Source organism: Marinomonas pontica (genome assembly GCF_036322735.1).
Lineage (GTDB): Bacteria > Pseudomonadota > Gammaproteobacteria > Pseudomonadales > Marinomonadaceae > Marinomonas > Marinomonas pontica.
Genome location: NZ_AP027271.1, coordinates 795,185 through 808,532 on the forward strand (window position 1 = coordinate 795,185; position 13,348 = coordinate 808,532).

The following is a 13,348-nucleotide window of genomic DNA, read 5'->3' on the forward strand; positions in this document are numbered from 1 at the left end:
AAGTAAATGATCGAAACATTAGGTGATTGGGATGCGCATTTAGCCGATGAGTTTAATAAGTCGTATATGCAATCCCTACAGGCATTTTTAGAGTCAGAGCGTGCTACAAAAACGATTTACCCTGATTCGTCCGAGTATTTTTCGGCGTTAATAGCCACTCCGTTTCACAAGGTTAAAGTGGTGATTCTTGGGCAAGACCCTTATCACGGAGCGGGTCAGGCGCACGGCTTATCGTTTTCGGTTAAACCGGGAGTGAAAGTCCCACCATCACTGGTGAATATTTATAAAGAATTGAATGCAGACTTAAACATAGCGCCAGTGGATCACGGGTATTTATTGTCTTGGGCTGAACAAGGCGTGTTACTACTAAACAGTGTTTTGACAGTAGAGGCCAGTAAAGCGGGATCCCATCAGGACAAAGGCTGGGAGGCGTTCACGGATAAAATCATTGAGGTAATTAACCAAGAACATGATGGCGTTGTGTTTATGTTATGGGGGGCATACGCTCAGAAAAAAGGCCGTCATATTGATCGTGATCGGCATTGTGTTTTGGAAAGTGTGCATCCTTCCCCCTTATCGGCTTACCGCGGCTTTTTAGGAAGTCGTCCTTTTTCAAGGGCGAATCAGTACTTGTTGAGTATTGGTAAGACGTCTATTGATTGGAGGTTATCGCCGATAGACGATGAAATAACAGAGAACGCGACCTCGCAAATTCATCTGCCGTTTTAGATGTGCGTGCTGCGAATATTTTAAAGGGTTTATCCCTTTTAAAAAGTGAAAAACCATAGGCCTTATATTGCGCTATGGTTTTTCCATAGAAGCTATAACTCTAGTGAAAAATGAGCGGTATAGTTCGCGTTTCTACTTCTTAGTCTCCAGTGAGTAGGGAAGCGGAAGTAATGTGACGACGTGGTTGTCTAACGAGAGTGTTTCTGTTTCGTTTGGCTCGATGTTTAAAATAATTTGAGCAAAGTGGGTCGATTGGATAGCGGCGACCGCAAAAACTTGGCCGACACTTTTCCCTTGCGCATCGGTAATATCTTTTGTTGTATCGAGCAATCCGTCCCAGGTCACCAAAGCCAATTGTTTTTTGGACTTCCCTTTATACTGCATGCGCGCCACGATCTCCTGCCCCGTGTAACAGCCTTTAGTGAAACTGATTCCCCCTGTGCTTTGCATGTTTAGCCATTGCGGAAGAATGGTTTCACTTTGTTCTAGATAAATTAAAGGTCGAGCGTCAAGAATGGACAGAGCAGATAAGTGAGCATTTTGTTCTGTGAGGTTTGCTGACTCTGATTCGACGATGTGCCATTGCATGACTAACGGTTTTTGGCACAGTGTAAGAGTGACGCCATTTTTACTTTGTGTCGTATCGAACCGTTCAGGATGGTTGGAAGGCTGAGCTTCATTTTGTGCTGAAAAAGAAGCATAAACCGTCATCTTATCTTGGGTGTCGATGAGCTCAGTCTTGAAAAAAACCGCGTATTTTTTTAGGTGCAATGTGGTTTTTTCGACTAGGTCTTTTGCCATCAGCATCAAAATGTCTTCATTATATTGCACCAGATAAAAGTTCGTAATAATACGGCCTTTGATGCTGCAAATAGCGCCATAAAGTCCAGAGTCTGGTGTTAACTTATTAATGTCACAGGTAATTTGCCCTTGGAGAAATTTCTTAGCGTCCACACCTGTTACCCGTAAAACGCCCAAATGTTGCTGTTTGACGACGACATCATTGTTTAGCAGTATTGGGTTTATAATATCTTGAAGCGAAGTCATAAAGCGTTCCATAGGTAGAGTGAGCAAAAATGCGCATTGCATTCTATAAGTGTGGCTTATTTGTAATGGCTATTTTTGCATTTTCAATAGACAAGTGAGAATGATTTTATTTTTTCATTGTTTCTGCGAACTTGGCTTTGATGTCCAGTAGTTTGGGTAATTCTTGCAGGAGTAAGGGAGGAAGCGCAGGGTCAAAGTGTTTCCCACTCTGCTCTTGAATGTAGTTTATTGCTTCTTCGGTTGACCACGCTTTTTTGTATGGGCGCTCACTGGTCAGCGCATCAAACACATCGACTAATGCCACAATCCGGCCTTCTATTGGAATCTCTTCACCCACTAGGCCGTTAGGATACCCCGTGCCATCCCATTTTTCATGGTGGGTAATGGCAACTGAATGAGCCAGTTCAATCAAATGAGAACTTGGGTCTGACAGAATCTCGGCGCCGATCTGCGCGTGTGTCTTCATCACCTCGTATTCTTCTGCGGTAAGCTTTCCGGGCTTTAGAAGAATATTGTCAGCGATCCCGATTTTCCCGATGTCGTGCATCGGAGCGGCCATCATTAAGTCATCGGCAGATTCTTCACAAAAACCATACGCCAGTGCAATAACTTTGGCATAGCGGCTCATGCGCTGAACATGCATCCCCGTTTCATTGTCTTTGTATTCGGCCGCGCGCCCCAGTCTTTGTATTAGATCGATGTGGGTATTTAGCAGCTCATCCGCCCGTATCAATGAAAGGTGAGTTTTTACCCTGGCCAGCACGATAGCGGGCACAATGGGTTTTACAATGTAGTCCACCGCACCAATTTCAAAGCCTTTTTCTTCGTCCACACTGTCTTTTAATGCGGTGACAAAAATCACTGGAATGTGCGCGGTTTTGGGGTTTTGTTTTAGACGCTTACAGACTTCGAGGCCAGTCATTTCTGGCATCATGATGTCGAGTAAAATGAGGTCGACCGCTTCTTTTTCCACGAGCTTGAGCGCATCTTGCCCTGAGCGAGCAAAGGACAATCGGTATCTGGCGGCCTGCAGGACTTGCCTAAGTACTCTTAAATTGGATGGTTCATCGTCAACTAATAGGATGCGAGGGGCGGGTTTCGTTCCGATTCTCATGCATTTGCCTCCTGCAAAAGCTGTGCTTTTAAGTTGTGTAGACATACGACGGCGTGGTCAAAATCAAAGTTAGTAATGGATTGGCTGATTTCGATTGCTTGTGCTTTTTGCTCTTTAGGAGCGCCAGCGACCAGTTGATCGATCGTATCGTCATCAACTTCATAGGATTCGGCCGCGCTAATAAGTGTGTCTAATAACGATAATAGCCTGTCATTTGTCAGCACAGTGTGCGTTGCCGGGGCATTGACGTCGTCGGCTGTTTGGTTGTTTTCAATAAGCTGCTGAAGTTCTTCTAGAAAAAGCGCGAGTTGCGTTTTTAGTATTTGAACATGACTTTGGCAATGTTGGTCGTCTTTCGTCTCTGCTGTACGCTCGATAACCGCCATAGTGTTTGATATCGGAATCATTGCCAAGTTACCGGAGGCGCCTTTTACGGCGTGTGCTAAGGCGTGAAGTTGAGTGTAATCTTGACTGGACAAAAGCAAAGACAGTTTTTCGCTTAGGCTGGTATTTTGTGTGGCAAAAGTAGACAGTTCATTAAGGTAGATGGACATATCACCCCATAAAGAAAGTCCTTTCTTTATGTGAATTTGTAAGTCTTGATGACTTTGGGACGTGATGTCGGGCCCTAGCGGCTCTAGTTCCACAGGCGCTTCATTTAGGACTCTTGCCATTTCCCCTATTAATACTTGTATATCGATTGGCTTATTAGCAAAGCCGTCCATCCCTGCTTGTTGCGCGTCTAACTTGTCTTCTATCAGTACGTTTGCCGTTAATGCGATGATCGGAGTGTGCTCTAAGCCGTTTTCTTTTTCATAGCTACGAATGATTTGCGTGGCAGTTAAACCATCCATGTTGGGCATTTGAATGTCCATTAGAATGATGTCCGGCTTAATGGACTTGAATTGTTCTACGGCCGTGAGGCCATCTTTTGCAAAGAAAATCGCGTGCCCATAGCGCTTGAGTAATAATGTCAACAGCGTTAAGTTTTGTTCTACGTCGTCAGCTAGCAAAATTTTCTTAGGCGAAATTGTCGAAACCTGCGCCGTTTTTTGTTGCGGTTGATGGTTTGATTCTTTTAGCGGTAAATCGAAAACAAAGCGGCTACCAATGCCCATGTCACTTTCTACAAAAATGTGACCGCCCATCAAGGTGACTAGCTGTTTTGAAATGCTGGTGCCCAACCCGGTACCGCCAAAACGGCGACTCATGGACGCATCGGCTTGGGTGAATGGATCAAAAATACTGTCTAAGCGTTCTTTAGGTATGCCAATCCCGGTATCCTGAACAATAAAGCGAATATGGCCGTTGGGTTGTTTTGATACGGTTAACGTCACATTTCCCTTCTCAGTAAATTTGATGGCATTACCCAAAATGTTCATCAAAACTTGTCGGATTCTGTCTTCAGCCCCCAAATATGCGTTTGCGACTTCAGGTTCAATTTGGAAATTAAGCTCCAAGCCTTTGCTTCTTGCTTGAAGCCAGAGAGTAGATATGACGGTATCGACCATGTTGGCCAATAAAAAAGCTCGCATGTCTAATTCGAGTTTGTTTTTTTCCAGCTTGGCACTGTCGAGTATGTCGTTCAGCAAGTGCAACAAAGAGCGCGCCGATTTACTGATAGTAACGAGGTGTTGTTTGTTGTCACCAGAGATATCAGATTCTAACAAGACGTCAGAAAAACCAATGATGGCGTTCATTGGGGTGCGTATTTCGTGGCTCATGTTTGCGAGGAAAGAGGCTTTACTTTCGGCTGAGGCTTCCGCTTTTACTTTTGCTAAGCGTAGATCGTCTTCCATTTTTACACGTTGTGAAATGTCTAAAATAACGCCATCAATCCACTCCGGTGTACCGTCTTCGGCATGAATAACCGAGCCATTTTCCAATACCCAAACATAATGGCCTTCTTTATGCCTTAAACGGTATTCAATCTTGTAAGTCCTGCGCTCGCTGGCGGCGAGATTGATGGCCAGTGTACAGGCGTCAATGTCTTCAGGATGAACCAATCTGGCGAAGGAAATCGTTTTGTTATAAAAGTCTGTGGTTTCCCAACCTGATACTTCGTGAATGGCATCACTGACAAATAAGGTTGTCCAATGTTCGTCCATCAGACAACGAAAAGAGGCGCCTGGAATATTTTTGATAAGCGAGCTGTATTGCTTTTCGCTTTTCTTGATGGTTTCTTCGAGTGCTTTTCGGGTAGAAATGTCTGTGATAAAGCCAACAAACAGCGTTTCCTCATTTTTAATATCGACACGGCCAATGCCCAGGCGAATCGGGAACACGTGGCCATCTTTATTGACTGCGCATACTTCACGATCCGTTCCGGTTAGGCTGACCTCTCCTGTGTCACGGAATTTTTTTAAAGACAGAGTAAATTCATCCACGTATTTTTGAGGGAATAAGACACCAAACGATTGATTAATAATGTCTTCTTCTTCCCAACCAAAAATAGCGGTAGCCGCGTTGTTGAATTCTTTAATAATACCGTGGCTATCGATAGTGATAATGCCATCAACGGCCGTGTCCAATGTGGTTTTCAGGCGTTGTTCACTGGCTGTTTTTTCTTGCAATAATTGACGGTAGCGTAGCTGGGAAGCAATATTGGCGGCTAAAATCGACAGCAATAAGGTGATGGTAGCGACGACAAATGAGATGTAGTCGTTGGTGTTTTCTTGCATGTGGGACATGGTCATGTCCCCTGAAGAAATGAATCTCGCGCCAGCCATGCCTGCGTAATGCATCCCCGCAATGGCAGACCCCATTATAAGGGCGCTGATCAAGCTGACGATTTTAGGGTTCAGTCCAGTCCAGATTTTTCTAATGTAGTACTGCGTGGATAGAGCGATGAACGCCAATACGACTGCGATAACAATAGACAGTATGAACCAAGTTGGATCGTATCGTAAATCAACGTCCATTTGCATTGCTTCCATACCAATGTAATGCATGGCGCCAATTCCGCCTCCGACAAGTACGCCGTTAGCGAAAAGTTCCCAGAGGTTTAAATGGGATTTGATGAGCCTCTTTAACGTTAAATAGGACGCAATGACGGCAGGGATTAACGAGATGGCAGTCAGTAAAGGGTCGTAAGAAACCCCATGCCCCATATTAAATGCGAGCATGCCAACAAAATGCATACTCCAAATGCCGCCTGCCATAATGAAAGCGCCAGACACCAAGGCGATAGTTTTGTATTTTTGGATGACAATATGTTGTGCAATCGACGCGAAATGTAAGGCAAAAAAAGAAGCACTAGCAGCCAAAAAGATAGACAGAAGAACAAGTAGGTAGTTGTAGTTACCCATGGCGAGTTGGTTGTGATCTATCTGGGTAACAAAAAAACTATTTAACCATTGCATTAAATTTACGTTCTACCTTTGAAACAGTATGTAAAAAATCACATTCTAAAATGAGAATGTGATCCTACTAAATCACCTAAACTAACCATTTTTATTCTCTGATTGTACTAAAAAGGCCAATTCTTCAAATTATATTGACTCTTATCGCTATTGTTTCGAGTATGGAAAAGTACGGTTTAATTGGTTATAGCATGCCATATAAAAAAACAAAACAAACCACAAATATTTGATGAAATGAGTAATAAAATGTATTTAGGTCTAGATCTCGGAACCTCAGGGTTAAAAGGGGTTGTTATCGACGACGATGGCAACGTACTTGCGCAAGAATCCGTTTCTTTGGTCGTAACATCGCCTCATGCAACATGGTCTGAACAAGATCCTGAGTCATGGTGGCAGGCGTGTATCGACGTGATTCAGCAGCTGCAGCAGCGCTTAGATTTGAGTAAATTAAAAGCCTTGGGATTGTCAGGCCAAATGCATGGAGCGACGTTACTGAATAAACAGGGTGAGGTATTGCGTCCTTGTATCTTATGGAATGATGGCCGTAGTCAAGCTCAATGCGCATCATTAATGGCGCAATTTCCTGAATTAATAGAGCGTTCTGGTAACTTGGCGATGCCAGGCTTTACCGCACCTAAAATACGTTGGGTGCAAGAGAATGAACCGGAAATTTTTGATCAACTTGCCTTTGTGCTGCTTCCAAAAGATTACCTAGCGTATCGCTTAACAGGGCTAATGTCGTCTGATTGCTCGGATGCGGCGGGCACGCTTTGGTTGAACCCACAAACACGTCAATGGGACGATACTCTGTTGGCCGCAACGGGGCTAACACAAGCCCATATGCCCATCGTATATGAAGGGTGTGATCTGATTGGTGTATTGTCTGATTCTGCGGCAAAACTACTTGGGCTTCCTCAGTTGCCGTTGGTTGCTGGGGCGGGAGATAACGCGGCCGGTGCCGTCGGGATGGGCATTACTAACCCTGGGCAAGGTTTTATTTCGTTAGGCACTTCTGGCGTGTACTTCACCGTCAGTGAATCTCACAAAGCCAACCCTCTTAATACTGTGCACGCTTTTTGTCATGCGTTGCCCAATCGCTGGCATCAGATGGGGGTCACTTTGAGCGCAGCCAATTCATTGTCTTGGTTTGCTAAGCTGGTGGACAAATCGGTTGCTGAATTATTGGATGCACTGGAAGACAGTGAACTGACACAAACCAATGTACTGTTTTTGCCTTATCTGAGCGGAGAGCGCACACCGCACAACGATCCGTTGGCAAACGGTCAGTTTGTTGGTTTAACCAACACAACCAATACGCCTGCGATGACCTTGGCTATTTTAGAAGGTGTTGCGTTCTCTTTATTAGACTGTCAAAACGCGCTCGACAGTGCAGGCAGTTACGTCGACGAGCTGTCTTTGATAGGGGGTGGTGCGCGTTCAGCAATGTGGCGTCAGATTATTGCTAATGTCTTGAATAAGCGGCTTATTTATCGAGATGGCGGCGATGTGGGGCCAGGACTGGGGGCGGCAAGGTTGGCTTTGCTGGGTGAACAACAGAGCCAAGGGAAAGAGATCGAAGCGCTGATTGCAGAATATTGTACGTTACCTGAGGTGTTGGAAGTGCATGAGCCAAATGGTGTTCAAGCGTCTTATTATGAACATAAGTATGCGCTTTACCAGGCCGTGTATCAGGCGACCAAAGGTTTGAATGACGCCTTGGCGCAGCTGTCGTCTTAAATAAAAAAGCGCCGCTAAACCATTGGTGTTTAGCGGCGCTTTAGTATTCTTTTTTTCACTTACTTAGATGGCCTTATGAAACGGGCGCAACGCCTTCCATGTGAATATTGCTTTGAGAACGGAAGTCCCGAGGTGTGACGCCTTTTAGTTCGTGAAAACGACGATTGAAATTTGCCACATTATTAAAACCGACTTGAAAACAAATGGTTGCAATCTGCTGGTCTGTTTCCGTTAATAAACTGCAAGCACGGCTAACTCGCACGCGGTTTACAAATTCAATAAAACGGTTGCCGGTCGCTTTTTTGAAAAAGCGTGAAAAGTGACTGTCTGACATACCGATTAGGCTGGCAACGCTCGACAGCGTGATGTCTTGGTTGTAGTTTTGTGAGACGTAATCGACCACGGTATTGATTTTACGTTGCAGTGTTTCGTTGGACTTTAGGTCAATTTGTACTGTTGATAGTAAGCGATAACTACGGCTATGGGCTAATTTCTGTAATAAGGGTAGGGAAATGATGAGCCTAGATAAGCCGCTGGAATCACGTACTTTTCTAAAAATGTCCTTTAGATATTCATGGTCCAAATCAAAAAACTCTATGCCCGATTTTGCTCGCGCTAACATAGGGAGAATTTCAGCCAGCTCAGGGATGATCTTCATGCCGTTAGAAAACGACTCGTGGTCAAAGCGAATCACCATGTCTCTGAGTTTGACAACTTGTTGGTCGTCTTGGCAAATCCAATTATGAGGGAGTCTCGGCCCTGTTAAGATCAGTTGTCCGGGAGAATAGTTGCCAATGTAATCCCCAACAAAAACTTTGCCCGACGTTGCGACGATGAAGTGCAATTCGTAGTCATCGTGTGCGTGCCAACGAATAAGGTCACTTGGGTGCCCATGTTCTAAATATCGAATGGTTTCATTGTCTTGGACAATTTCATATTCAGGCGTGATGCGTTTGGCGGTATTTGGCATATTGGTCTCGCTCAAGCAGTAGCACAATATGGCTGTGTCTAGGCTGCTTTGTATTCTTATTTTTTGAAGTCACTCAAGAAATCATAGAGTAGACGTGGGTCAAACGCGATGATTTCTTGAGTTAGATTACCGTATTATCTAAGCATATTTTTCCATGTTTGTCTGAATGGCTTGTGTTAGCTGGACGACAAAATCTGGGTGTTCTGTTGGAACCGTGCCCCATAAAAAGCGATCTGTTGCAAACGCACGAATGCCTTCGTCGTCATTGGTAAAACCAGCCAGAGAGGCTTTATTTGGCTCGTGGTAAGGGGTTGCGACTTTACCTTGAGCTGACAGCTGCATGAAGGTAAACCAGCTTGCAATGCCTTGGATTGTTTTTGTCGGCGTGCGACCTTTTTTGTAAACGCCTTCTAGCGTTGGAAACACAAAAATAGGGAATTTTGCGTAACCATCGGTGCAAATGCGTTCTACGGTATCGCCAATGTTTGCGTTGCTAAATCGCTGCGCAATAATCTTGAAATACGCAGGCAGATCAACTACTGAGTCACCAATGGCAGGAATCGAATCTTGCAGAATGAAATCCGTAAAGTACTGCTTCAGTTCTTCATCGCGCATGGCTTCGTCAAAGTAGGTTAAGCCTTTCAGTGCCGCTTGATAGGTGACGCAGGTATGACCCGCGTTTAAGATGCGAATTTTGGCTTCTTCAAATGGATCTACTTTATCGACAAATTGTACGCCGACGAGATCAAGGGCTGGTTTGTCACCCGCAAAATTGTCTTCCACAACCCATTGAATGAAATCTTCTCCCATGACCGTCATTTTGTCATCGATAGCGAATTTTTCTCGCACATCATCAACATGTTGTTGACTAGGTTTTGGGGTGATTCGGTCGACCATAGAGCAAGGGAAAGAGACGTTCTGAGCGACCCACTTTGCTAACTCAGCGTCATTTTTCGCGGCCAAAAATTGCATCAATCCCGTTTCGAGTAGCTCGCCGTTATGACGTAAATTATCACAACATAATAACGTGATTTTGGCGTTTGAGGTTTCGCTGCGCTGTTTCAGACCCGCATACAAGAAAGCATAAAGCGTATTGCGAGCGCCTTCGATGTCCGCTTTTATTGCAGGGTGTTCAAGGATCAAACGGCGATTTTCATCTAGGTAATAACCGCCTTCGGTTACGGTCGATGTGACGAGTTGAGTGTTTGCATCGGCAAGCGCCGCGTCGACTTTTTCAGGCGCTTGCGCGCCATCAATTTGCTGAACAATCGAGCGAATGTGTTCGTAATGCGTTTCACCATCCGCTGCCATGGTTTTTAACACGTACTCGCCGTCTTGCTCTATAAAGCGAGCAAAGGCCTGACTGTCTTGTGGGCGGATATTGACGCCAATGATGCCCCATTTTTTCTGGCTGCTATGAGCCAAAAGTCGGTCTACATAAACGGCTTGGTGAGCACGATGAAAGGCGCCTACACCAAGGTGAACAATGCCTGCCTGAATCTCTTCTTTGGAGTAATCCTGGGCTGAAAGTTGCGCCGTGTTTGCCGAAGCATGAAGAAAATTGGCCATGTTATGCTTCCTCTGGAATAACAGAAATCACGCGATCGCTTTCGTTAAACAAGATCACTTCAGACACATCAATGTTGATGCTGACTTCTTGACCATCTTTTAGTTCGCTGCGTGCCGGTGCTTTTACGATGATGGTTTGGTCGCTAGACAACTGAATGTGCGCGTAAGCTTCGGAACCTAAATGCTCCACTAATTCGATACGACCAGAAATATCACCACCCTGATCCACCAATGTCATGTGCTCAGGACGAATGCCAACAATCACCGACTCTGGTAAAGGCCCTTTTAGACGGTTCACAGGGAACATGATGTTTTGCCCTAAAAGGTCGATGGCCAGACTGTCTTCATGGCGAACCAATTTATTGGCAGCGATGAGGTTCATTTTTGGCGTGCCGATAAATTCGGCCACAAAGCGGCTGTTTGGCTGGCGATAAAGTTCCAGCGGTGTGCCTACTTGTTCGATCTGACCTGCATTCAAAATGACCACGCGGTCCGCAAGTGTCATGGCTTCCACCTGATCGTGCGTTACGTAGATCATGGTTGTGCCAAGCTTTTTATGAAGGCGTGCTAGCTCTAATCGCATTTGTACACGAAGTGCGGCGTCTAGGTTTGATAATGGCTCGTCGAACAAGAACACCTTAGGTTGACGAACGATAGCGCGGCCAATTGCAACACGCTGACGCTGCCCGCCTGATAACTCTTTCGGTTTACGCTCTAGCAGCGCGTCAAGTTGTAATGACGCAGACACTGAGCGTACTTTCTCTTGAATTTCAGCGTCAGACACTTTGGCGAGGCGCAAAGCAAAAGACAGGTTGTCAGCAACCGTCATGTGCGGGTAAAGCGCGTAAGACTGGAACACCATCGCCAAATCACGTTTTGATGAGGCCAGCTCAGTGATGTCGCGACCGTCTAGTTCAATCGTGCCACCCGTGCTGGATTCAAGTCCCGCAATGGTGCGTAGCAGTGTGGATTTGCCACAGCCAGATGGGCCAACGAATACGACGAATTCGCCTTCGGTGATAGAAAGGTTGATGCCGCGAAGTGCATGGTAGTTGTCATAATGTTTCTGTAACTCTGTGATCGCTAAATAAGACATAAAAACTTCCTAATAATTATTTTACGGCGCCGAATGTCAGGCCTTGGACCAATTGTTTTTGACAGAACCAACCGAAAATGACGATTGGCGCACAAGCAAGCGTGGATGCGGCGGATAATTTCGCCCAGAACAATCCTTCAGGGCTTGAGTACGAGGCAATCATCGCGGTTAACGGCGCGGCGTCGGAGGCGGTTAAGTTCAAAGACCAAAAGGCTTCGTTCCAGCACAGCACGATAGACAAAAGCGCAGTGGAAGAAATGGCGCCCACAGACAGTGGTAGAACCACTTTGACCACTTCATCCCATGGTGTGGCTCCATCCATTCTTGCGGCTTCTAGAATTTCTTTTGGTAAATCCTTGAAGTAAGAAAACAGCATCCAAACAATGATCGGCAAATTCATTAAGGTAAAAATGATCACCAATGCGGTTTTAGAATCCAGTAATCCATAGTCGCGACATAAGATGTAAATAGGGACCAATACGCCTACTGCTGGTAGCATTTTGGTTGAGAGCATCCAAAGCAAAATGTCTTTGGTTTTCTTGCCCGGAAAAAATGCCATGGAGTACGCCGCAGGAATCGCGATGATCAAGGCAATGATGGTCGAACCAAAAGAGGTGACGACGGAGTTCCACGCATGGTGAATGTAATCACTGCGTTCTTGAACAATTCGGAAGTTATCCAGTGTCGGTTCAAAGAATAGAGACGGGGGAACCGAGATCGCCTGTAATTCTGTTTTAAATGAGGTGATAAACATCCAAAAAATAGGGAAGAAAAGCACCAATGCCACTGTCCAAGCGAATAAGCCGGTCAGAAAGGTTTTGAGTTTACGCTGTTGATTAAGAGTCATCGTATTCACCTTATACCGTTAAGTTTTTGCCGACGGCACGAATTAAGAAGAAGGCAACGATATTGGCTAGCAAGACGGCAAATAAGCCACCTGCGGATGCCACACCCACGTCATATTGAAGAAGAGCTTGGTTATAAATTAGGTACGCTAGGTTAGTACTGTCATAACCTGGGCCGCCGCCTGTAGAGACAAATATCTCAGCGAAAACCGCCAGCAAGAAAATAGTTTCTATCATCACGACCACTGCAATTGGGCGCGCCAGATGCGGAATGGTTAGGTAACGGAAGATATGCCAGCCTGTTGCACCATCCATTTGAGCGGCTTCTTTTTGCTCGGTATCTTGAGATTGCAGTGCCGTTACAAATACTAGGATCGCGAAAGGCAACCATTGCCAACTGACCATGATAATGACGGACATCAATGGATAGCTGGACAGCCAATCTATCGGTTCAAAACCTAATGATTCAGAGATCCAAGCAAAAATGCCATAGACCGGATTCATCATCATGTTTTTCCAAATTAGGGCGTTTACCGTTGGCATAATAAAAAATGGCGAAATGAGCAGCACTCTAACAATGCCTTGGCCGAAAAAAGGTTTATCAATCAAGGCGGAAAGCATTACGCCCAGCACCACCGTGATGATTAACACAGACAACAATAAAATGAGTGTGTTGGAGACGGCTGGAATAAAGCCTGGGTCAGTAATAAAGAACTCAAAGTTCATCCAGCCAACGAAGTTATTCTGGCCTGGATACAATAAGTTGTAACGAATGGTAGAAAAATAAATGGTCATGGATAATGGAATGATCATCCAAACCAAAAGCATGATGACTGATGGCGCCATTAATAAGCGAGTGATTGAGCGCTTCATGGTGAG

The 13,348-nt window shown here is 45.2% G+C and carries 10 protein-coding genes; 2 read left to right on the forward strand and 8 right to left on the reverse strand.

Annotation, left to right across the window (positions count from 1 at the left end; translation table 11 throughout):
* Nucleotides 1-6: 6 nt before the first annotated feature.
* Nucleotides 7-729 carry a uracil-DNA glycosylase gene (gene ung / locus AABA11_RS03725; RefSeq protein ID WP_265728693.1) on the forward strand — a complete coding sequence of 241 codons (723 nt, stop codon included), beginning with the start codon at nucleotides 7-9 and terminating at the stop codon, nucleotides 727-729.
* 132 nt (nucleotides 730-861) lie between these two features.
* On the opposite strand, the gene ygfZ is transcribed toward ung, so the two are convergent.
* The 3 genes from ygfZ to AABA11_RS03740 all read right to left on the reverse strand — a co-directional run bounded on the left by ygfZ (nucleotide 862) and on the right by AABA11_RS03740 (nucleotide 6,252).
* On the reverse strand, nucleotides 862-1,776 hold the full coding sequence (ygfZ, locus tag AABA11_RS03730) for a CAF17-like 4Fe-4S cluster assembly/insertion protein YgfZ (protein ID WP_265728694.1): 915 nt from the start codon (nucleotides 1,774-1,776) through the stop codon (nucleotides 862-864).
* 106 nt (nucleotides 1,777-1,882) lie between these two features.
* Nucleotides 1,883-2,890, reverse strand: coding sequence for a response regulator (locus AABA11_RS03735; protein ID WP_265728695.1), 1,008 nt, complete (start codon nucleotides 2,888-2,890; stop codon nucleotides 1,883-1,885).
* Entirely contained in the window at nucleotides 2,887-6,252 is a 3,366-nt protein-coding gene (locus AABA11_RS03740) for a PAS domain S-box protein (RefSeq protein WP_338265480.1), read from the reverse strand. Before AABA11_RS03740 ends, AABA11_RS03735 begins: the two co-directional genes overlap by 4 nt.
* Nucleotides 6,253-6,498: 246 nt before the next feature.
* Between AABA11_RS03740 and xylB the strand changes: the two genes are divergently transcribed.
* Nucleotides 6,499-7,989: a xylulokinase gene (gene xylB, locus AABA11_RS03745; protein ID WP_265728697.1), complete on the forward strand. Its 1,491-nt coding sequence runs from the start codon at nucleotides 6,499-6,501 to the stop codon at nucleotides 7,987-7,989.
* A gap of 73 nt (nucleotides 7,990-8,062) precedes the next feature.
* On the opposite strand, the gene AABA11_RS03750 is transcribed toward xylB, so the two are convergent.
* From AABA11_RS03750 to AABA11_RS03770, 5 genes are all read right to left on the reverse strand, one after another.
* Entirely contained in the window at nucleotides 8,063-8,959 is an 897-nt protein-coding gene (locus tag AABA11_RS03750) for a helix-turn-helix domain-containing protein (protein ID WP_265728698.1), read from the reverse strand.
* Nucleotides 8,960-9,097: 138 nt separating this feature from the next.
* Nucleotides 9,098-10,528 carry a mannitol dehydrogenase family protein gene (locus AABA11_RS03755; protein WP_265728699.1) on the reverse strand — a complete coding sequence of 477 codons (1,431 nt, stop codon included), beginning with the start codon at nucleotides 10,526-10,528 and terminating at the stop codon, nucleotides 9,098-9,100.
* Between the two features lies 1 nt (nucleotide 10,529).
* Nucleotides 10,530-11,624: an ABC transporter ATP-binding protein gene (locus AABA11_RS03760; RefSeq protein WP_265728700.1), complete on the reverse strand. Its 1,095-nt coding sequence runs from the start codon at nucleotides 11,622-11,624 to the stop codon at nucleotides 10,530-10,532.
* A gap of 16 nt (nucleotides 11,625-11,640) precedes the next feature.
* A complete protein-coding gene (locus tag AABA11_RS03765; RefSeq protein ID WP_265728701.1) occupies nucleotides 11,641-12,471 on the reverse strand; it encodes a carbohydrate ABC transporter permease in 831 nt (276 codons plus the stop codon).
* Nucleotides 12,472-12,481: 10 nt separating this feature from the next.
* Nucleotides 12,482-13,342 carry a carbohydrate ABC transporter permease gene (locus AABA11_RS03770; protein ID WP_265728702.1) on the reverse strand — a complete coding sequence of 287 codons (861 nt, stop codon included), beginning with the start codon at nucleotides 13,340-13,342 and terminating at the stop codon, nucleotides 12,482-12,484.
* Nucleotides 13,343-13,348 lie beyond the last annotated feature (6 nt).

Excerpts from the sequence above, each read along its gene's own strand:
- ung (WP_265728693.1), top strand. The coding sequence starts at position 7 with ATGATCGAAACATTAGGTGATTGGGATGCGCATTTAGCCGATGAGTTT.
- ygfZ (WP_265728694.1), bottom strand. The coding sequence starts at position 1,776 with ATGACTTCGCTTCAAGATATTATAAACCCAATACTGCTAAACAATGAT.
- AABA11_RS03735 (WP_265728695.1), bottom strand. The coding sequence starts at position 2,890 with ATGAGAATCGGAACGAAACCCGCCCCTCGCATCCTATTAGTTGACGAT.
- AABA11_RS03740 (WP_338265480.1), bottom strand. The coding sequence starts at position 6,252 with ATGCAATGGTTAAATAGTTTTTTTGTTACCCAGATAGATCACAACCAA.
- xylB (WP_265728697.1), top strand. The coding sequence starts at position 6,499 with ATGTATTTAGGTCTAGATCTCGGAACCTCAGGGTTAAAAGGGGTTGTT.
- AABA11_RS03750 (WP_265728698.1), bottom strand. The coding sequence starts at position 8,959 with ATGCCAAATACCGCCAAACGCATCACGCCTGAATATGAAATTGTCCAA.
- AABA11_RS03755 (WP_265728699.1), bottom strand. The coding sequence starts at position 10,528 with ATGGCCAATTTTCTTCATGCTTCGGCAAACACGGCGCAACTTTCAGCC.
- AABA11_RS03760 (WP_265728700.1), bottom strand. The coding sequence starts at position 11,624 with ATGTCTTATTTAGCGATCACAGAGTTACAGAAACATTATGACAACTAC.
- AABA11_RS03765 (WP_265728701.1), bottom strand. The coding sequence starts at position 12,471 with ATGACTCTTAATCAACAGCGTAAACTCAAAACCTTTCTGACCGGCTTA.
- AABA11_RS03770 (WP_265728702.1), bottom strand. The coding sequence starts at position 13,342 with ATGAAGCGCTCAATCACTCGCTTATTAATGGCGCCATCAGTCATCATG.